Below are 18,581 nucleotides of genomic sequence, written 5' to 3'. Positions count from 1 at the left end.
CCGAAACGATCCGGGCACAGGTGAAACCGCGGCGCAGCGCGGCAAACCCGTGGTTTTGTTGGGCGGCGGGAGAATGGCGCGGCACACGCGCGTTCCGGTCGCGGCCTGTTTGCAATGCCTGGCACCGGCATCCGGCCGCGGGAAATTCGACGCCGTTCACATCTCGTTAAATTGCAGGCGCCAATTGTTTGAATTGGAACGTACGTCTCGCTTTGAGAGGGTCGGTTTCGCGGCCGACACCTGTCTACCGGTTTCTGGAGACGGCCGCTATATTGGCCGGGGATACTCGGTGAGGAACGGTGGGTTGGCATGGGGCGGAGACCGAACGGCCGGCGCTTGCCTTCCCCCTTTGCAAAAGGGGGATTGAGGGGGATCCGCTTTGGCTGTGGCTTGTCCGGGCGCCGCGCAAATCCCCCCTACCCCCCTTTTTCAAAGGGGGGAAGTGCGCAGATTGGGGGAGAACCGGGGGAGCCTCGGCGCTTGTCTTCCTCCTTTGCAAAAGGGGGATTGAGGGGGATCCGCTTTGGCTGTGGCTTGGCCGGGCACCGGGCAAATCCCCCCTGCCCCCCTTTTTCAAAGGGGGGAAGTGCGCAGATTGCGGGAGAACCGCGGGAGCTTCAGCGCTTGTCCTCCCCCTTTGGAAAAGGGGGATTGAGGGGGGCGAAAACCGCCGCTTGCAAGCCGCAGGCTTGCGGCGGGTTGAGCGCCCCCGCGCGCTGCGCGGGGGCCGGGAATCGCGCAGCGATTTGCTTTGGCGGTGGCTCGGCCGGGCGCCGGGCAAGTCCCCCCCAGCCCCCCTTTTCCGAAGGGGGGAGTGATCCCTTGCGGCGACCGCGCCGATGACCGCGCAAGACACGCCCCGTGGGCTGCGCCAGCGCCTGCTCGGCTGGTTGACGCATGTGCCCGTTGCGCGGCAGGACCGGCGCAATGCGTGGATGCTGCAGACGCTGCTGGTGGTGGCCGGTGCAATGGCGGTGTCGATCGCGATCGCGTCCTGGAACGGCGCGGGTGCGGGCGGGGACGGCGAGCGCTGGGGCGCCCTGGCGATCGGGGCCTATGCGTGGACCTGCTTCGCCCTGTTGCGCCGGGGGCGGTTCCGGCTTTCGGCCGCGTTGACCATTGCCGGCGGCCTGCTGCTGATCACGCTCAGCTACCAGGCCTACGGGTTGCGGGCGCAGTCGGGGCTGCAGACGACCCACGTGATGCCACTGCTGTTCGCCGGGCTGTTGTTGGGCAGGTCCGCGGTGTGGTGGACCGCCCTGGCGACCGCCGTCGCGCTGGCGATCGGCGCCTCGGTCGACCTGGGGCGCGCGTCCAACGCGGCGGTGGCGGCGGAGGTATTGCCGAACTTGCTGCTGTCCGGCATGAGCTTTCTGGTGCTGGCGATGCTCCTGGATCGCCTGATCCTGTCGTCGCAGCGGGCGATCGAGCGCAGCAGGGAACTCAATGCGCTGTGCGTGGAGCTCGAGCACGAGATCGACGAGAAGGAGCACGCCTATGCCCGCCTGCTGCAGACGCAGCGCATGGAGGCCATCGGCCGGCTCGCGACCGGCGTCGCCCACGACTTCAACAACATCCTCAGCGTGATCGCAGGCCTGGCGACGTCGCCACGCGCGCCGGGCGACGACGTCGACGCCACCCTGTCCAGGATCCAGCGGGCGGCGCAGCGCGGCGCGGTGGTCACCCGGCGCCTGCTGAGCTTCGGCCGCACACAGGTGCGGCAGGTGTCCACGTTCGACCTGGCGGAGGCGATCGAGGAGATGCGCCCGCTGCTGCTGCCGATGTTCCCCCGCGCGATCCGGGCCCGGCTGGACACGCCGCCACCGGGCCTGCTGGTGACCGCCGATCGCGACGAACTCGAACTGGCGCTGCTGAACATCGCCGCCAACGCCTGCGATGCGATGCCGCAGGGCGGCCGGTTCGCGTTGTCGATCGAGGCCGACGACGGCCAGGCGCTGATCCGGGTCGAGGACACCGGCTGCGGCATGACGCCGGACGTGCGCGCACGCTTGTTCGAGCCGTTCTTCACGACCAAGCCGAAGGACAAGGGCACCGGCATCGGCATGGCGATCGTGCACCGCTTCGTCGCCGACAGCGGCGGCGGGATCGAGGTGGACAGCGCGCCCGGCGAGGGCACCCGCATCCGGCTGCGGTTGCCGCTGGCGATGCCCGAACGCGACGCGGAGCAGGCGGCCGAAGCGCCGCGGGTACTGCTGGTGACCGGCGACACTGCGCTTGCGCGGCACGCGACGGCGACGCTGGCCGCACGCGGGTGCCGCGTCATCGAAGCCCGGCACGGCGGCGAAGCCATCGCCCAGGTGCTGCAGTCGACCGCCATCGACGTGGTGATTGCGGACCACGATCTCACCGATACCGACGGGCTGGTGCTGCTGCGGCAGCTGGGCAACATGCTGGCGAAGGCTCGGCGGGTGCTGATCTCCGATCGGCCAGCCGCCGGTCCTTCCGGCAATCCGGCCACATCCGATGATCTCGACGACTCCGGCATCCTGCGGATGCGCAAGCCGTTCACCGGGGAGCAGCTGCTGGCCATGTTGCCGGCGATCCCGGCAGACGCCGGCGCCGCCTACGGGCGATGACGTGATCGCCTCGCTCGGGATGAGCGGTGGGGGCTCCTACCGTTTTCCTGCGCGAAAGGAATGCGCTTGCGCGCCACTACCGCGCGTCTGCGTTGCAGCCCCGCGCGCCGGCATGGCCCGCGAGCGTCCTGTGGTGTGCTTGCGCTTCGTAGGAGCGCGCCATGCGCGCGATACCGCGGGTGTCTGGTTTCGACCGTCCGCGGCCCTGCCGCGGGCCGGAAGGTCCATCGGCGGACGGAATCGCGTGGCGGAGAAATGCTCGCGGTATCGCGCGCATGGCGCGCTCCTACGGGAGGGCCGTAGATGCGCACATCCATCTCCCGCTTGCGGCGCTTTCTTCCGCAAGCGGGACAGGTCGAGATTTCCCGTTTCCGAACGTCAGCCGCGCCGCCGGCGTGGTCGCGTGGCGGTGCCGCCGGATTCGGGCTGGCTTCTTTCCAACTGCGTGCTGCCGAGCAACGCCAGCAGGCCGAGCAGCGTCGCCAGCGTCCACACCCACGGGCGCTGGTACCACGGACGCGGATGGACGATCCGCAGGCTCGCCGGCACCGGCGACCACTGACCGCCGGCGATGCGCGCCTGGACCTCGAACAGGTGCTCGCCCCAGGGTATCGAGGGGTAGAGGATGCTGCGGTTCTGCCCGGCCTCGACCCAGTCCTCGTCGAACCCGGACAGGCGGAAGCGGAAGTGGGTGTCTCGCGGCTTGCTCAGGTTGACCGCGGTATAGCGGATCTCCAGGTTGCGGGCGAAGGATTCCAGCACCAGCGCCGGCCCGGTGAAGTCCAGCGGACGCCCGGCGACCGCGACGTGTTCGATGTGCGGCTGCAACGTTGCGGGCCGGACCTCCGGCACGTCCGCGGGATCGAGCACGGCGAAGCCCTCCACCAGGGAGAACCACAACCGGCCCTGCGTATCGCGGTGGCAGGGCGACGCGGTGCCGCCGTTGATCTCGGCCGGCACCAGCCCGTCGTCCGCGGCATAGCCGATCGACTCGATCGTGGCCGCCGCCTCCCTTGGCGCCGGCAGCAGGGTCACGCCGCGATTGCCGCCCAGCCACAGGCGCCCACGCGCGTCGGCGAGCATGCACGAGACGGTATCGTCGACCAGGCCGTTGCCGCTGTCGTAGTGCCGCACCTGGCCGTCCTGGATGCGGTTGAGGCCGCCGCCGTAGGTGCCGACCCAGAGCGTGCCCGTTTCTCGGTCCTCATGCAGGGCCCGGGCGAAACGCGACGAGAGCCCTTCTGCCGGGGTCCATTGCTCGACGACTTTTCCAGCAACCAGCCGCAGCACGCCCTGGTCGCCCGCGAACCAGTGGCCGCCCCGCACCGCCTCGCGCATCTGGTTGATGTGCATGCCCTTCAGGGCGTCGATGTCGCGGCGATCGACGATCCGCCCCTGGGCGTCGATCTCCAGTTCGAACGTGGCGCGACCCAGGCTGACCAGATGGCGCCCGTTCTCGCGCTGCCAGAGGTTGACCGACTCGGCGGTCGGCCAGGTGACGACATGTTGCAGTTCGCCGTCCACGATCCGCCCCAGGGTACCGGCGATCGTTCCCACCCAGATCACGCCGTCGCGGCCCAGCAGCAGGCTGGCGACGCAGTTGTTGCCCAGTACCTGCCCGATCGGCAGCACCCGCATGTCGCCGTCGTGTCGCCAATGCCCCAGATCCCCACAGGCCGATCCGAACCACAGGCCGCCCTGGCCGTCGGCGACCACCGCGCGCCCGGCTGCATTCGCCCCCTGTTGTGGCACCGAGAGCAGCCCGAACAGCGGCTTGCGCAACCGCAGCAGCCCTTTGCTGTTGCTGCCGACCCACAGATTGCCCTCGTCGTCGCGCGCCAGGCTGGTCACGCCGGCGCCCGTCAGCTCAGGCACGTTGCGCCAGCCGCCGGCGCCATCCTCCCGCAGCAGTCGCCCGGACACCTGGGACACCCACCACAGGCCGTCGGCATCCTGGGTGGCGAAGGTGGGCTCGTCGACACCGAGCGGCTGCCAGTGTCGCCGCACCGGATCGTAGCGATAGAGCGCGTGTTCGGTGCCCACCAACAGCTGGTCGCCGCTGCGTTCCAGCAGATGGATCCTGCGGTCGCCGCCGGGCAGGCGGACGGGCCGGATCCGACCGCCGGCCACGACGCCGAAGCCGCGGTGGCCCCCGACATGGATGCGCCCCTGGCCATCACTGGACATGCGGACATAGCCGGCCCAGTCGGCCCGCTCGATCCAGGTCTCCTGCCGGCTGGCGGGATCCAGCGTCAGCACGCCGACACTGCTCGCGATCCAGATCGCGCCGTCCGGACCCTGCAGGACGTCGCTGATCTGGCAGACGCCGCCGCAGACCGGCAGATGCCGGAACGTGCCGTGCTCGAACACGCTCAGCCCGGCGTCCTGGGTGCCGATCCACAGCCGTCCGGCGTCGTCCTCGTGCAGGGCCAGGATGCGATCGCTGGTCGGGCCCTTTTGGCGACCCTCCTCCGTGAGCACCGACTCGACGCCGGATTGCCCGCGGAAGGTCTCGAACCTCATCCCGTCGAAACGCGCCAGCCCGCCATAGGTGCCGATCCAGAGATAACCGTCGCGCGTCTGCACGATGGCGTTCACGCCCGACTGCGGAAGCCCGTCGTCCCCGGTGAACGTGCGCGGCATGATCCGCTCGTCGGGCTGCACCGCCGCCGCCAATGCGGAACCGCAGGCCGCGAGCAGGCCGAGCAACAGCGCCATCAGCCGCATCGGGATGCCTTCAACGGCAAGCAGGCGTTTCCCCGGAAGTTCTGTCTTCTTGTCGAAAATACCGAATGTCCCTTCTTCCGTCGGAATCGATCATGTCGAACATTCTGCCGGAAAGCAGCCGGGGCGGGACCAGAGCACCGCGGGTCGATCGGCGGATCGTTCGGGAGATATCAGGTCATGCCAAGCCTGCGGGATGCCGACTGCCAGCGGCTTTCGGAACCGATCGGTATATTGGTCGCGGTTAGCGATGGGTAAGGATTGCGAGATGTGGCGAACATTGGGCGGCTGGCTGCAGCGCGCGCCGATCGACGATCCGGTCGACCGGCGCAATGCACCGATGCTGCAGGTCGTGTTGCTGATCCTCGGCGCCCTGCCGCCGCTGATGTGGCTGTACCGGATTTTCGGTACCGACATCGCCTGGCGCCCGGGCGAGACCGCGAGCCTGGTCAGCAGCCTGCTGATCAGCGCGGTGGCGCTCTTCTGCTTCGTGTTGATCCGGCGCGGCCGCTTCCAGTGGGCGCTGCGCCAGTTGCTGGTGGTGGTGGCGTTGATGATGCTGGTCGCCTACGCCGGCAGCGGCATTTCGGCGCAGGTGTACGAGCAGCCGATCCAGGTCCTGTGGCTGTTCGTCGCCGGGATGATGGTCGGGCGGCGCGCGCTGTGGGCGATGTACGCGGTGTTGGCGGCGGCACTGTTCGTGGGCGCGGTGTCGGAGGCGCGTTCGACCGATGCGGAACTGGCGCACCTGGTCGGCGACGCGGCGATCCGTTCGGTGATGTTCCTGCTGATCGCGGTGGTGGTCGACCGTAGCGTGGCGGCGCTGCGCGGCAGCCTGGAGGAAGCCACCCGGCGCGGCCACGAGCTGGCGCGGGCGAACCGGCGGCTGGAGGCGGAGATCGCGGCACGCGAGCAGGCACAGGCGCAGTTGCTGCATACGCAGAAGGTGGAGGCCGTGGGGCGGATGTGCGCGGGCGTCGCCCATGACTTCAATCACCTGATGACGCTGATGCTCGGCTACATCGAGCAAGGCAAACAGGCCGGGAGCGAGGCCGAGATGGCGAAGGCCCTGTCCGGGCTGGAATCGGCTGCGCACCGCGCCACCGCGATCACTCGCAAGCTGTTGCACTTCAGCCGACAGGAGGTCACCCGGATCGAGGTGTTCGATGCCGGCGAGGCACTGCGCGACATGCAGCCGATGCTGCGACAGACCCTCGGCGCCGGCATCGTCCTGGACCTGCGGCTGCCCGGGGACGACTGCCCGATCGCCTTCGACCGGGCCCAGTTCGGGCTGGCGATCCTCAACATGACCGCCAACGCCGCGCATGCCATGCCCGACGGCGGCCGCTTCCGCATCGACCTGCGCGCGCTGCAGGACCTGGACGAGGTGGAGATCGTTCTCGGCGACAACGGCCACGGCATGAAGCGCGACGTGCAGGCACGGGCGTTCGAGCCGTTCTTCACCACCAAGCCCAGCGGCCAGGGCACGGGCCTGGGGCTGGCGATCGTGCGCAACCTGGTCGAGTCCGCCGGCGGCAGCATCGACCTGGACAGCAATCCCGGCGTGGGCACGCGCTTCTTTGTGCGCCTGCCGATGGCCGATGGCACGGCCGGGCCCGGACGCGAACGCGCCGGATCCGCGGAACAGCGGTAACGTGCAATCCCCCTCCGTAGGAGCGCCCCATGGGCGCGATGCCGCGTGACGCTCCGCGGGCACGTTCGGCGCCGGGGCATCATTGCCGCATCCATGCAATCCATTGCGGCATGGTCCCGACCGCGATCGGTCGGGAACGGGCTACCAGGTCAGGACGTAGCCGACACCGCGCACGGCGCGGAGCGGGAGCTCCTCGCGTGCCAGCTTCAGGCATTTCTTGCGCAGGCGGTGGACCAGCATCTCCAGCCGGTGCGGATCGAAGTCGTGCACGTTCTCGGCCAGGCCGGCGATCAACGCTTCGCGCTTGATCGGGACACCGCAACTCGCGGCCAGGGTCTTCATCACCTCCCGCTCGGCCAGGCTCATCGCGATCTCAACGCCGTTCGGCGACAGGATGCGCCAGCTTCCCTCGTCCAGACGCCACCTGGCGCGAAGGTTCGCGTTCGGAACGATCCGGCGGGCCAGGTTGCGCAACGTGGTCACCACCATCTCCATGCTCGCCGGCTTGGACAGGTAGGCGTCGACGCCGGCACGCAGGCCGCGCATGCGGTCGTCGCCGGAGGCGTAGCCGGTGAGCATGACGATCCCGAGTGCCGACGACAGGCTGCGCAGGTGCGCGGCAATGCTGAACCCGTCCTCGTCCGGCAGCCCGGCATCGAGCAGCACGAGGTCGTAGCGCCGCGCGGTCATCGCCCGGTAGAGCTCGAATGCGCTCGCCATGCCATCCACGTCGAAGCCCGCGCGCGTGAGCGCAGGTACCAGAACGTCCTCCCTGAACTCCCGATCGTCCTCGACCACCGCCAGCCTGGGCAGTTCATCGGTCGCTTGCAGTACCGCTGTATTCATAATGCATGCACCAAAAAATGCCGATGCGCGGTTGCCGGCGGATTCCGGGGCGCTGGCCCCGTCGCACCCGGCGACAGCCGCAGTCGCCGTCATCGACGTGACGGTCGACCACCGGACAGAGATTTGATGAAGTCCCCAATTCGCGCGCAACCGGCGCAGGCACACCATAACAAAAAAATAACTTCAGACACAGGGATTCCATCTCCCTTTTTACGTGAACAGGGTGACAGTTCCCAGTATTGCTAGTAACCGGTGTCAATCGTCTCACCCGCGGTGGCGGCGGCACGGCGTCCTGACCCTTCTCCCTTCGGGGTGAAGGCGTGCGGCTTGCAAGCCATTGGCTCGCGCATGCCTGAACGCCCTCACTGCGCAAGGGCCGGGGCGAGGTGGCGCGGCGGATAGGCGGCGCGTCATTGCAGACGATCGTGGTGGGCAAAGGCCCACCCTGTCACCCGCATAGGGTGGGCCTTGGCGCACCGCAAGGGTACGGCGAAGCGGCAGAGGTCTGAACCATCGCCACTTCGCCGTACCCTCACCCCAACCCCCGCTCCGCGCCCCGGCCCGTGCCAGCGGCACGGACGCTCCAGCGCACGCGCGCCAGTGGCGCGCAAGCCGTGCGGTCTCGCCCCAAAGGGAGAGGGGCTTCTGAACCTGTCCCCTCAAAATTGACGCCTAAGAGCGCCCTCATCCGGCGCTTCGCGCCACCTCGCTCCGCGCCCCGGCCCACGCGCATAAAGCGCCTGGGCGTTCGGTCGTGCGTGGGCCAATGGCCCGCAAGCAGCATGCCCTCACCCCGTAAACGGGAGAAGGATCCTCCATTCAGTTACTCGTGATGAAGAGGCAGCAGCAGAGTCGGAGACTTGCTTCGAAGCAGCACCGGAAGATCGCTAAGGACTTTTCCGACCAGCAGGAAGCGGCGCAGCCTTGATGGGATAGACGATCAGGATCTCGAGGTCGGCGTCGCCGGCCTGCTGAAGGGCGTGGGTGCTGCCGGGGCGGGTGAGCATGGCGTCGCCGGGCCCGACCTCGTGCGCTTCGCCATCGAGGACGAACACGCCGCGGCCCGAGAGCACGTAGTAGATCTCGTCCTTGTCGTGCGGATGCAGGCCGATGCCGGCGCCCGGTTGCAACACGCGCTTGCGGAAGGCAAACGGCAACGTCTCCGCATCGGCGAAGTACGGCCAGGCGGTGGTGGGCCCGGGGCCACCGTGCGGACCCGGCTGCTCGACCGTAGCGACGTCGTTCGCGCGCAGCACTTGCGACGGATGCGGCTGCGCGGCGCGCATCGCCCGCGCATCGGCGGGTGCGCCGCAGTCGGTGTCGCGCACGACACTCGGCCCGAGTGCCGGGTCCAGCGCCTTCCATTCGCGCACCACCAGGCAGGCGACCAGGGTGGCGCCGGCGCGGCTGAAATGGGTGTCGTCGGCCTGCCCCTGCTCCGGCACGTGCATGTAGTACGGCTTCGAGGCCTCGTCGCCCAGCGCGCGCAGCCAGTCCGTGCTGGCGGCGGTGAGGTCGATCAGCGCGACCTGCTCGCGCCGCGCCAGGTCGCGCACCGCCTGCGCATAGAGCCCGTGGGTGTCGAGCAGCTGGCCGTGGTCGAACTTGCGCCGCGCCACCGACGTGATCAGCACCGGGGTGGCGCCACGCTCCCGCGCCAGCGCGACGTAACGCATCAGCCACTGCGGGAACGCCTGTCCGGGCTCGTTGTAGCGCGACGGGTCCTCGAACTTGGCGTCGTTGTGGCCGAACTGGATCAGCAGCACGTCGCCGGCGGCGAGTGCATCCTCGACCGGCGCGAACCAGTCCTCTTCGATGAAGCTGCGCGCGCTGCGGCCGCTCTTGGCGTGGTTGCGGACCTCGTAGACGGCAGGATCGAGATATTCCTGCAGCACCTGTCCCCAGCCCGTGCGCGGCGCACGCTCCGGTCCATATTCGCTGGCGGTGGAATCGCCGACCACGAACACCCGCTTGGGCGCGGCATGCACGCCCCCGGTCGCCAACACGAACATCGGGAACAATAGACAGGCCAGCACCCATCCGGCACCCGCCGGAAAACGGACCCCGCTTCTACGCCTTCGCGATTCCCGATTCTCCATTCCCGATTCCCGGCCGTCAGCGCGCCAGCCAGCCGCCGTCGACCGGCAGCACCGCGCCGTGCACGTAGTCGGCCGCGGCCGAGGACAGGAACACCGCGGCGCCGCCGAGATCCGACGGATCGCCCCAGCGCCCGGCTGGGATGCGATCGAGGATCGCCGCGTTGCGCGCTTCGTCGTTGCGCAGCGCCTCGGTGTTGTTGGTGGCGAAGTAGCCCGGCGCGATGGCGTTGACGTTGATGCCCTTCGCCGCCCACTCGTTGGCCAGCAGCCGGGTGACGCCGAGCACGCCGGACTTGCTGGCGGTGTACGACGCGACGCGGATGCCGCCCTGGAAGGACAGCATCGAGGCGATGTTGATGATCTTGCCGCCGCGCCCGGCGGCGACGAGGCTGCGGGCGACCGCCTGCGACAGGAAGAACAGGGTCTTGAGGTTCACGCCGACCACCGCGTCCCAGTCGTCCTCGGTGAAGTCGAGCGCGTCGTTGCGGCGGATGGTGCCGGCGTTGTTGACCAGGATGTCGATACGGCCGAGGCGCTCGATCGCGGTGTCCACGACGTCCTGCACCGGGGCGATGGTGTCGAGCGAAGCCTCGATCCAGGCGAAACGGCGGCCGAGCGCGGTCACCCGCGCCTCGGTGTCGGACGGGGCGCTGCGGCCGACCGCGGCGATGTCGGCGCCAGCCTGCGCCAGCGCCACGGCGATGCCCTGGCCGAGGCCGGTGTTGGCACCGGTGACGAGGGCGACTTTGCCGCTGAGATCGAAAGAAGGAGACATTGGGTATGAGGCCTCTTTTTGCGGTGCTTCAAGCCAGAAATGTAGGAGCGCCATGCGCGCGATACCGGCGCGGGCGGACGCGCCTGGGAACGCCGCCGATCCCGCCGGAGCCTCCCGCGGCATCGCGGCCATGGGCCGCTCCTACGAGATCATTTCAACTGGCAGATGTCGAGCACATGCATGTCGGTGTAGTCGAGGTTCTCGCCGCCCATCGCCCAGATGAAGCAGTAGTTGCTGGTGCCCGAGCCCATGTGGATCGACCACGGCGGCGATACCACCGCTTCGCCGTCGGCGACGACGATGTGGCGCTGCGCGTCGGGCTGGCCCATGAAGTGGTAGACGCGGTCGTTCTCGCCGAGGTCGAAGTAGAAGTACACCTCGGAGCGGCGGTCGTGCAGGTGCGGCGGCATGGTGTTCCACACGCTGCCCGGCTTGAGGATCGTCAGCCCCAGCAGCAGCTGCGAGGACTTGCAGGTGGCCGGCACGATGTACTGGTAGATGGTGCGCTCGTTGCTGGTCTCCAGCGCGCCGCGCTCGAGCGGCACCGCCTGATCGATGGAGATGTGCTTAACCTCGTAGCGCGCGTGCGCCGGGGTGGAAGCGAGATAGAACTTCGCCGGGGTGCCGGCATCGTCCGAGGCGAAGCTGACCTCCTCGCTGCCCATCGGCACGTACAGGCCGTCCTTGGGCGCCAGCGCATGCGCGGTGCCGTCGACGGTGACGGTGCCGCTGCCGGCGCCGACGTTGACGACGCCGAGTTCGCGGCGCTCCAGGAACGGATGGCCCTTGGCCGATTCCGGCTCGGTCTGCTTCGGCAGCGCGACCGACTTGTGAACCGGCGCGGCGCCGCCGATCACGAAGCGCTCGTAGTGGGTATAGCTGAGGCGGATGTCGTCGGCGGCGAACAGGCCGTCGAGCAGATACAGATCGCGCAGCTCGTCGTTGGAGATGTTCTGCATCACACCCGGATGGGTGGCGTGATAGGTCTTCTGGTACATGGGGGCGGTCTCCCGTGGCTGGTGCGCCCGGCGCGGATGTCGCGGACGGCTTCCGTGGTCGATGGGCGCGATTCTACGGATTCTGGTAACCGGTGTCATTTCGCACTGCGCCAATTTGCGAGCGGTGCCCCGCGGCCACGCGTGCATCACCCGCCAGCGGAGGGTGAACGGCCACGATCGCGATATCCGCGAGGCCCGGCATTTCGTAGGAGCGCGTCATACGCGCGATGCCGGCGCCGCATGGGATGCCAGCATTGCCGGAACCCGTAATCGCGTCCACACGGGCGGCGACAGCTGCCGCGTGGGATCGCCAGAGACGCGGGACGCCGATGTTCGGGGGCATCGCGCGCATGGCGCGCTCCTACGAAGGGCGGACGGCCACGATCTTCCGTAGGAGCGCGTCATACGCGCGATACCGGCGCCGCACGGGATGCCGGCATCGCCGGAATCCGGTGGTCGCGTCCACACGGACGACGACAGCGGCCGCGTGGGATCGCCGGAGGCGTGGGACGCCTATGGTCGGGGGCATCGCGCGCATGGCGCGCTCCTACGAAGGGCGGACGGACACGATCTTTCGTAGGAGCGCGTCATACGCGCGATACCGGCGCCGGACGGGATGCCGGCATCGCCGGAATCCGGTGACCGCGTCGACACAGGCGACGCAACCGCCCCCAGGGCGGGGGCTCGGCGGCTCAGCTGTCCGGCGGCTGGCAGGAGTCGCGGACGATCAGGTGCGGGCGCACGCTGGCGGCCGGGCGGGCGCTGGCACCCTCCTCCGCCTGGATCAGCATCGCCGCGGCGACGCGGCCGGTGTCGCGGGTGTCGCGACGCACAGAAGTCAGCGGCGGCCACAGCCGCGAGGCCAGCGGGCTGTCGTCATAGCCGACCACCGACAGCTGCCGCGGGATGTTGATGCCGGCGCGCAGCGCGACCCGGTACACGCCGGCGGCCATCTCGTCGTTGCCGCAGAAGATCGCGGTGGGCCGGCGTTTGCCGGACAGCAGCTTCTCGGCGGCGGCCACGCCGGACTCGAAGGTGTAACCGGCCTCGACGATGCGCGCCTTCGGCAGCTCGATGCCGCGCTTGGCCAGCGCATGCACGAAGCCCTCGGTGCGCTCGATCGCCGAGCGGTAGCTGCGCGGGCCGGTGATCAGGGCAAGATCACGATGCCCGAGCGACTGCAGGTAGTCGGCGGCCTCGGCGGCGCCGTCGCGGTCGTGGGTCACGACCATGCGCGAGGGCTCGTCCAGGGCCACGGCGGCGATGCGGGTGTAGCGGACGCCGATGGCTTTGAGCATGTCGGCCAGGGCCTGGTCCTCTGACACGCGCGGCACCAGCATCACGCCGTGCAGCTTCTGCTGCTGCACGAAGCGGCGCACGCCGTCGATGTAGCCGGGGCTGCGGCTGTCGCAGGGATGCACCACCAGTTCGAAGCCGGAGTCGCGCAGCGCATCGAGCGCGCCGTACTGCATGTTGACGATGAACTGCGCGGTCGGGTTGTCGTAGACCATGCCGATCAGGAACGAGCGCCGGAATGCCAGCCCGCGCGCCATCGGGTCGGGCGAATAGCCGACCTCGCGCATCAGCGCCTCGACCCGCTCGCGGGTGTCCTGGCGCACCAGCGGCGAGCGGTTGATGATCCGCGAGACGGTCTTCTTGGAGACGCCGGCCAGACGCGCGATGTCGTTGATCGTCGCCGCCTTGCCCGGAACCGGGGGCGGGTCGACCTTGCTGGTTTTCTTCGCTGCGGGCATCCGCTCTGGTCCGGGCCGTGGATTCGGTTTGCGTTCGATTCTAGCCGGTCGCTTCAGTCGAGCGCGCGGTAGCGGAAATCGTGGAAGCGCACGCGTCCATCGCCGGCGGCATAAATACCGGGCCGCAACGACAGGAACTTGCCCACGGTGTTGTGATGGTAGCCGGAGACTTCCATCTGCACGCCGTACTTCTCCCAGGTGCGGCCGTCGCGGCTGTGGTGGATGGTGAGCACGTGGTCGTCGTGGGTGAGGCGCAGCCACAGCCGGCCGCCCTTGCCCGGCTTGAGGCTGGCGGGGCGTTCCTCGCCGTAGCGGTGCATGATGAAGTCCTCGCCATTCGAGCCCAGCCCCGCATACAGGCGGTCGCTGTAGAACAGCAGCGCGCCGCCGATGGCGCCCGGTTCGATCTCCATCTCCACCTCGACCTGGTAGGCGCGGTCGCCGGCGATCGCGGTCAGCGGCGAGGCGTCACGGGGCACCGAGCCCTTGCCCTGCAGCACCAGCGCGCCGTCCTCGAAGGCGATGCGGTCCATCTCGTCCGGGCCCGGCTGGTAGAACGCCCACTGGTGGCCGAGCCGGTCACCGGAGAAATCGTCCGACAGCGCCATACCGTGGCGGCCGATCGATTCGCCGGCCGGCTTGGGCAGCGGCTGGCCGAGATCGCCGCCCTTGGCGACGAACCAGCCGTCGTCGGTCCACTCTACCGGGTCCAGCAGCGCCTGCCGGCCCAGGGTCCAGAAGCCGTTCTCGTAGCCGTGATACATCATCCACCACTGCCCGGCAGCATCTTCGACCAGGGTGGCGTGGCCGCGCGACCACCACTGCTCGTCCGCCGACTCCGAGCGCACCACCGGGTTGTTCGGATCGTTCTCCCAGGGGCCGTGGATCGAGCGCGAGCGCGCCACGATCACCATGTGCCCGGTGGGCGGGCCGGCGGTGCCGCCGACCGCCGTGATCATGTAGTACCAGCCGTTGTGGCGGGTGATCTTGGGGCCTTCCTGCGAATAGCTTTCGACCACCCATTCCTCGGGATAGCGCCAGCCGTCGTAGGCGTGCTTGACGTCGCCGACCGTGGCCAGGCCGTCGTCCGACAGCTGCACGTAGTCGCCGCCGCTCAGGAACAGGTAGCGCTTGCCGTCCTCGCCGACGGCATGGCCGGGATCGATATGGTCGGGCAGATCGAGCGCGATCGGTTCGCTCCACGGTCCGCGGATGTCGTCGGCCCAGACCACGTAGTTGTTGCGGCCGGCGTCGGTACGACCGGGGAAGTAGATGTAGTAGCGGCCCTCGTGCCGGACCAGGTCCGGCGCCCAGATCGAGCCGACGCTGGTGGTGATGGCGTGGCCGAGCGGCTGCCAGTTGACCAGGTCGCGCGAATGCCACAGCGGCAGGCCCGGGTACGCGTCGAACGAGGACAGGGTGAGGTAGTAATCGTCGCCGTCGCGGAGCACCGACGGGTCCGGGTGGTCGCCGGCCAGGATCGGGTTGAGGAACGTGCCGTCGCCGAGGTCGGCCTGGCGCTGGCCTTCGATACCACGTGCCCAGGCGCCCTGATCCGATGGCGTTGCCGCGCCGGCGCAGATGGCGGCGCCGAGCAGCCAGGTGCCGGCCAGGATCGGGAGCGATCGGAACGTCTTCAGGGTCATCGTGGCCTCGTGTCGATGGTGCGGCGCTTCCGCTCCGGAGACGGCCGGAGCGACTCATGACACCGCTGGTCATTCAGACCGTAGCAAAGCGATCCGCCGGCGGCATCGTGCGCTGCAGCAAGGCGATCCGGATGGGTGCGGTTACAGTGTGGGTCGCATGCGATCGGATGAATTCGGAAGCTACATGACACCGCTAGTCATTCCTCTCAGCTTGACATTGTCCCCCTATGTTAGCGCTACCATGTGGCGCTGGCCGGCCCCGCCGGTACTGACTTTGGAGTGGTGGCCTTGAGCGTGTTCGTGGGACTCGACATCGGCACCCAGAGCGTGAAGCTGGTGGCCTACGACCCGGACGCGGAACGCAGCGTGTTCGTCACCGGCGTGCCGTTGGAACTCATTCATGGCGACGATGGCGCCCGCGAGCAGCGCGCGGAATGGTGGACCGACGCGGTGTCCCGGTGCTTCTCGGCGATGCCGGCGGCGCTGCGCGCGCGGGTGCGCGGCATCGGCGTGTCGGGACAGCAGCACGGTTTCGTGCCGCTCGGCGCCGACGGCCGCGTGCTGGCCCCGGTCAAGCTGTGGAACGACACCAGCACCGACGCCGACGGCCGCCGGATCATGGCCGCGGCCGGCGGGCGGGCGCGCTGCGTCGCGCTGGCCGGCAACCCGGTGCCGGCCGGCTACACGGCTTCGAAGCTGCCGTGGACGCGGCGCCAGCGGCCCGAGGTGTATCGCGACCTGCATACGATCCTGCTGCCGCACGACTACATCGATTTCTGGTTGACCGGCGAGCGCTGGATGGAGCATGGCGATGCCTCCGGCACCGGCTGGCTGGACGTGCGCACGCGGCAGTGGTCGCCGGCGCTGCTGGCAGCAACCGATTCCGACCGCGACCTGGCCGTCTGCCTGCCGCCACTGGTGGCGGCCGACGCCAGCTTCCCGGTCCGCGCGCAGATCGCGGCGGAGCTGGGACTGCCTGCCGACGTGCGCGTGTCCGTCGGCGGCGGCGACAACATGATGGCGGCGATCGGCACCGGCAATGTGCAGCCCGGCCGGCTCACCGTGAGCCTGGGCACCTCGGGCACGCTGTTCGCCTACGCCGACCGCCCGGTAGTGGACGACGACGCCCGCTGGGCCGCGTTCTGCGATTCGACCGGCGGCTGGCTGCCGCTGATCTGCACCATGAACTGCACCGTCGCCACCGAGACCATGGCCCGCCTGTTCGGCATCGCCGCCGGTGACGGCGACGCGCTGGTCGAGGCGACCGAACCGGGCGCCGGCGGCCTGGTGCTGCTGCCGTTCTTCAGCGGCGAGCGCACCCCGGACCTGCCCGCCGGCCGCGGCTGCCTGACCGGCATGGACCTGCACAACACCACTCCGGCGCACCTGTACCGCGCGGCGATGGAGGGCGCGACCTACAGCCTGCGCCACGGCTACGACGCCTTCGTCGATGCCGGCCTGCGTTTCGAGCGCCTGTGCCTGACCGGCGGCGGCAGCCGCAGCGCGGCCTGGCGGCAGCTGGTGGCCGATGTCTTCGAACTGCCGGTCGAGATCCCCCAGGAAAGCGAAGGCGCCGCGTTCGGCGCCGCGCTGCAGGCGCTGTGGGCCTGCGACCGCGCCGCGGGCGCAGGCGGCACGCTGGCCGAGACGGTGCAGGCGCACGTGCGGACCGATGCCGCCGCGACGGCCAGCCCGCGCCCGGCGCAGGCACGGGCCTATCGCGCGCATTACGCGACGTTCCTGCGCCACCTCGCGGCGGTGCGCCCGCTGTATGCGACCTCCGACCATTCCGACGACGATCCCGACCCCTCCCCGAACTCCCAACGGACCCAGGCATGAGCTCTTCCAACGCAGCAGGCGTGTTCAAAGGCGCGCGCGAATTCTTCCCCGGCATCGGCCGCATCCCCTTCGAGGGCGCAGGCTCGGACAATCCGCTGGCGTTCAAGCACTACGACGCCGACCGCCGGATCGGCGACAAGACCATGGCCGAGCACCTGCGCTTCGCCGTGTGCTACTGGCACAGCTTCTGCAACGCCGGCCACGACCCGTTCGGACCGGGCACCCGCGCCTATCCCTGGGATGCACCGGCCGCGTCTGGTGATTCGCCGCTGGCACGCGCCGAGGCCAAGCTCGACGCCGCGTTCGAGTTCTTCACCAAGCTCGGCGTGCCGTACTACTGCTTCCACGACATCGACCTGGCACCGGACGCCGACGACATCGGCGAATACGAGCAGAACCTCGCGCACATGGTGTCGCTGGCGAAACAGCGCCAGCAGGCCACCGGCATGAAGCTGCTGTGGGGCACCGCCAACCTGTTCTCGCACCCGCGCTACATGAACGGCGCCGCGACCAATCCCGACTTCGACGTGGTCGCGCGCGCCGCGGTGCAGGTGAAGGCGGCGATCGACGCGACGGTGGAGCTGGGCGGCGAGAACTACGTGTTCTGGGGTGGGCGCGAAGGCTATGCCTGCCTGCTCAACACCGACATGAAGCGCGAGCTCGATCACTTCGCGCGCTTCTTGACGATGGCGCGCGACTACGGCCGCAGCGTCGGCTTCACCGGCAACTTCCTGATCGAGCCCAAGCCGATGGAGCCGATGAAGCACCAGTACGACTTCGACAGCGCCACGGTGGCGGGCTTCCTGCAACACCACGGCCTGGCCGATGACTTCAAGCTCAACATCGAGGCCAACCACGCCACCTTGGCCGGGCACAGCTTCGAGCACGACCTGCAGGTGGCGGCCGACGCCGGCCTGCTCGGCAGCATCGACGCCAACCGCGGCAACCCGCAGAACGGCTGGGACACCGACCAGTTCCCGACCGACCTGTACGACACCGTCGGCGCGATGCTGGTGGTGCTGCGGCAGGGCGGGCTTCAGCCTGGCGGGTTGAACTTCGACGCCAAGGTGCGGCGCGAGTCGACCGACGCCGAGGACCTGTTCCTGGCCCACATCGGCGGCATGGACGCGTTCGCGCGCGGCCTCGAGGTGGCGCACGCGCTGCTGACCGACTCGCCGCTGGAAACCTGGCGCCGTGAGCGCTATGCCGGCTTCGACAGCGGCACCGGGCGCGCTTTCGCGGCCGGCGAGCTGGACCTGCCGGGCCTGCGTGCACAGGCGCTCGAGCGCGGAGAGCCGGCACGCCGCAGCGGCCGTCAGGAAGCCTACGAGAACCTGATCAACCAGTACCTGGTGCGGGTCGGGAACCGCTGAAGCCAACGGGAATCGTCGCGCTTGCGCATGGACAACGGCACGGAATAGATCGGTTCGCGGCAGCCGAAGCGCGGTGGTGCGGCGGGCACGTGGTCCTGGCCTGCATTGCCGAGGTGGCAATGCCTGGTCCATGCTTGCCTTCCGCACGTGGACAGGCGGCGCACATCATTCTCACGAGGGGGCATCCATGAGCAGCGTCAACCTTTCCGGTCAGGCCGCGTCCGCGGAGTCGCCCAACACCCGCTTCATCGTGCTGATCAGCCTGGTGGCGACGTT

Annotated in this window: 12 protein-coding genes; 4 read left to right on the top strand and 8 right to left on the bottom strand. The window is 69.2% G+C overall.

Going from position 1 to position 18,581, the window contains the following annotated elements:
* Positions 1-839: 839 nt before the first annotated feature.
* Entirely contained in the window at positions 840-2,597 is a 1,758-nt protein-coding gene (locus tag FXO19_RS18630; protein ID WP_149196623.1) for a hybrid sensor histidine kinase/response regulator, read from the top strand.
* Positions 2,598-2,975: 378 nt separating this feature from the next.
* On the opposite strand, the gene FXO19_RS18625 is transcribed toward FXO19_RS18630, so the two are convergent.
* Complete coding sequence (locus FXO19_RS18625; RefSeq protein ID WP_187775856.1) at positions 2,976-5,315, bottom strand: ligand-binding sensor domain-containing protein; 2,340 nt, start codon at positions 5,313-5,315, stop codon at positions 2,976-2,978.
* Between the two features lie 274 nt (positions 5,316-5,589).
* On the opposite strand from FXO19_RS18625, the gene FXO19_RS18620 reads away from it, so the two are divergent.
* Positions 5,590-6,975 (top strand): sensor histidine kinase, encoded by a 1,386-nt coding sequence (locus FXO19_RS18620; protein ID WP_149196621.1) that lies wholly within the window; start codon positions 5,590-5,592, stop codon positions 6,973-6,975.
* Between the two features lie 141 nt (positions 6,976-7,116).
* Here FXO19_RS18620 and FXO19_RS18615 read toward each other — a convergent pair whose 3' ends face one another.
* From FXO19_RS18615 to FXO19_RS18580, 7 genes are all read right to left on the bottom strand, one after another.
* The gene (locus FXO19_RS18615) at positions 7,117-7,914 is read right to left on the bottom strand and encodes a response regulator transcription factor (protein WP_187775855.1); all 798 of its coding nucleotides are present in this window, start codon (positions 7,912-7,914) and stop codon (positions 7,117-7,119) included.
* Between the two features lie 794 nt (positions 7,915-8,708).
* Entirely contained in the window at positions 8,709-9,833 is a 1,125-nt protein-coding gene (locus FXO19_RS18605) for a cupin domain-containing protein (protein WP_149196625.1), read from the bottom strand.
* Positions 9,834-9,936: 103 nt separating this feature from the next.
* Complete coding sequence (gene kduD / locus FXO19_RS18600; RefSeq protein ID WP_149196618.1) at positions 9,937-10,695, bottom strand: 2-dehydro-3-deoxy-D-gluconate 5-dehydrogenase KduD; 759 nt, start codon at positions 10,693-10,695, stop codon at positions 9,937-9,939.
* A 149-nt stretch (positions 10,696-10,844) separates the two neighbouring features.
* Complete coding sequence (kduI, locus tag FXO19_RS18595) at positions 10,845-11,693, bottom strand: 5-dehydro-4-deoxy-D-glucuronate isomerase (RefSeq protein WP_149196617.1); 849 nt, start codon at positions 11,691-11,693, stop codon at positions 10,845-10,847.
* A gap of 73 nt (positions 11,694-11,766) precedes the next feature.
* The gene (locus FXO19_RS18590) at positions 11,767-12,045 is read right to left on the bottom strand and encodes a hypothetical protein (RefSeq protein WP_149196616.1); all 279 of its coding nucleotides are present in this window, start codon (positions 12,043-12,045) and stop codon (positions 11,767-11,769) included.
* A 340-nt stretch (positions 12,046-12,385) separates the two neighbouring features.
* Positions 12,386-13,447, bottom strand: coding sequence for a LacI family DNA-binding transcriptional regulator (locus tag FXO19_RS18585; RefSeq protein ID WP_149196615.1), 1,062 nt, complete (start codon positions 13,445-13,447; stop codon positions 12,386-12,388).
* A 53-nt stretch (positions 13,448-13,500) separates the two neighbouring features.
* Positions 13,501-15,093 carry a family 43 glycosylhydrolase gene (locus tag FXO19_RS18580; protein ID WP_149196614.1) on the bottom strand — a complete coding sequence of 531 codons (1,593 nt, stop codon included), beginning with the start codon at positions 15,091-15,093 and terminating at the stop codon, positions 13,501-13,503.
* A gap of 288 nt (positions 15,094-15,381) precedes the next feature.
* Here FXO19_RS18580 and xylB point away from each other — a divergent pair, with 288 nt between their 5' ends.
* Both xylB and xylA read left to right on the top strand, forming a co-directional pair.
* Entirely contained in the window at positions 15,382-16,932 is a 1,551-nt protein-coding gene (xylB, locus tag FXO19_RS18575; protein WP_149196613.1) for a xylulokinase, read from the top strand.
* A complete protein-coding gene (gene xylA, locus FXO19_RS18570) occupies positions 16,929-18,305 on the top strand; it encodes a xylose isomerase (protein WP_149196612.1) in 1,377 nt (458 codons plus the stop codon). The genes xylB and xylA overlap by 4 nt, the downstream gene beginning before the upstream one ends.
* The last annotated feature ends 276 nt before the right edge of the window (positions 18,306-18,581 follow it).

It is taken from the genome of Luteimonas suaedae, from assembly GCF_008312895.1.
Classification (GTDB): domain Bacteria; phylum Pseudomonadota; class Gammaproteobacteria; order Xanthomonadales; family Xanthomonadaceae; genus Luteimonas; species Luteimonas suaedae.
Note: the sequence above shows the minus strand (reverse complement) of the source record. Positions and strands in the feature narration are given on the sequence as shown.

Coding starts and splice junctions, on each gene's coding strand:
- FXO19_RS18630 (WP_149196623.1), top strand. CDS start 840: ATGACCGCGCAAGACACGCCCCGTGGGCTGCGCCAGCGCCTGCTCGGC.
- FXO19_RS18625 (WP_187775856.1), bottom strand. CDS start 5,315: ATGGCGCTGTTGCTCGGCCTGCTCGCGGCCTGCGGTTCCGCATTGGCG.
- FXO19_RS18620 (WP_149196621.1), top strand. CDS start 5,590: ATGTGGCGAACATTGGGCGGCTGGCTGCAGCGCGCGCCGATCGACGAT.
- FXO19_RS18615 (WP_187775855.1), bottom strand. CDS start 7,914: ATGACGGCGACTGCGGCTGTCGCCGGGTGCGACGGGGCCAGCGCCCCG.
- FXO19_RS18605 (WP_149196625.1), bottom strand. CDS start 9,833: ATGTTCGTGTTGGCGACCGGGGGCGTGCATGCCGCGCCCAAGCGGGTG.
- kduD (WP_149196618.1), bottom strand. CDS start 10,695: ATGTCTCCTTCTTTCGATCTCAGCGGCAAAGTCGCCCTCGTCACCGGT.
- kduI (WP_149196617.1), bottom strand. CDS start 11,693: ATGTACCAGAAGACCTATCACGCCACCCATCCGGGTGTGATGCAGAAC.
- FXO19_RS18590 (WP_149196616.1), bottom strand. CDS start 12,045: ATGCGCGCGATGCCCCCGAACATCGGCGTCCCGCGTCTCTGGCGATCC.
- FXO19_RS18585 (WP_149196615.1), bottom strand. CDS start 13,447: ATGCCCGCAGCGAAGAAAACCAGCAAGGTCGACCCGCCCCCGGTTCCG.
- FXO19_RS18580 (WP_149196614.1), bottom strand. CDS start 15,093: ATGACCCTGAAGACGTTCCGATCGCTCCCGATCCTGGCCGGCACCTGG.
- xylA (WP_149196612.1), top strand. CDS start 16,929: ATGAGCTCTTCCAACGCAGCAGGCGTGTTCAAAGGCGCGCGCGAATTC.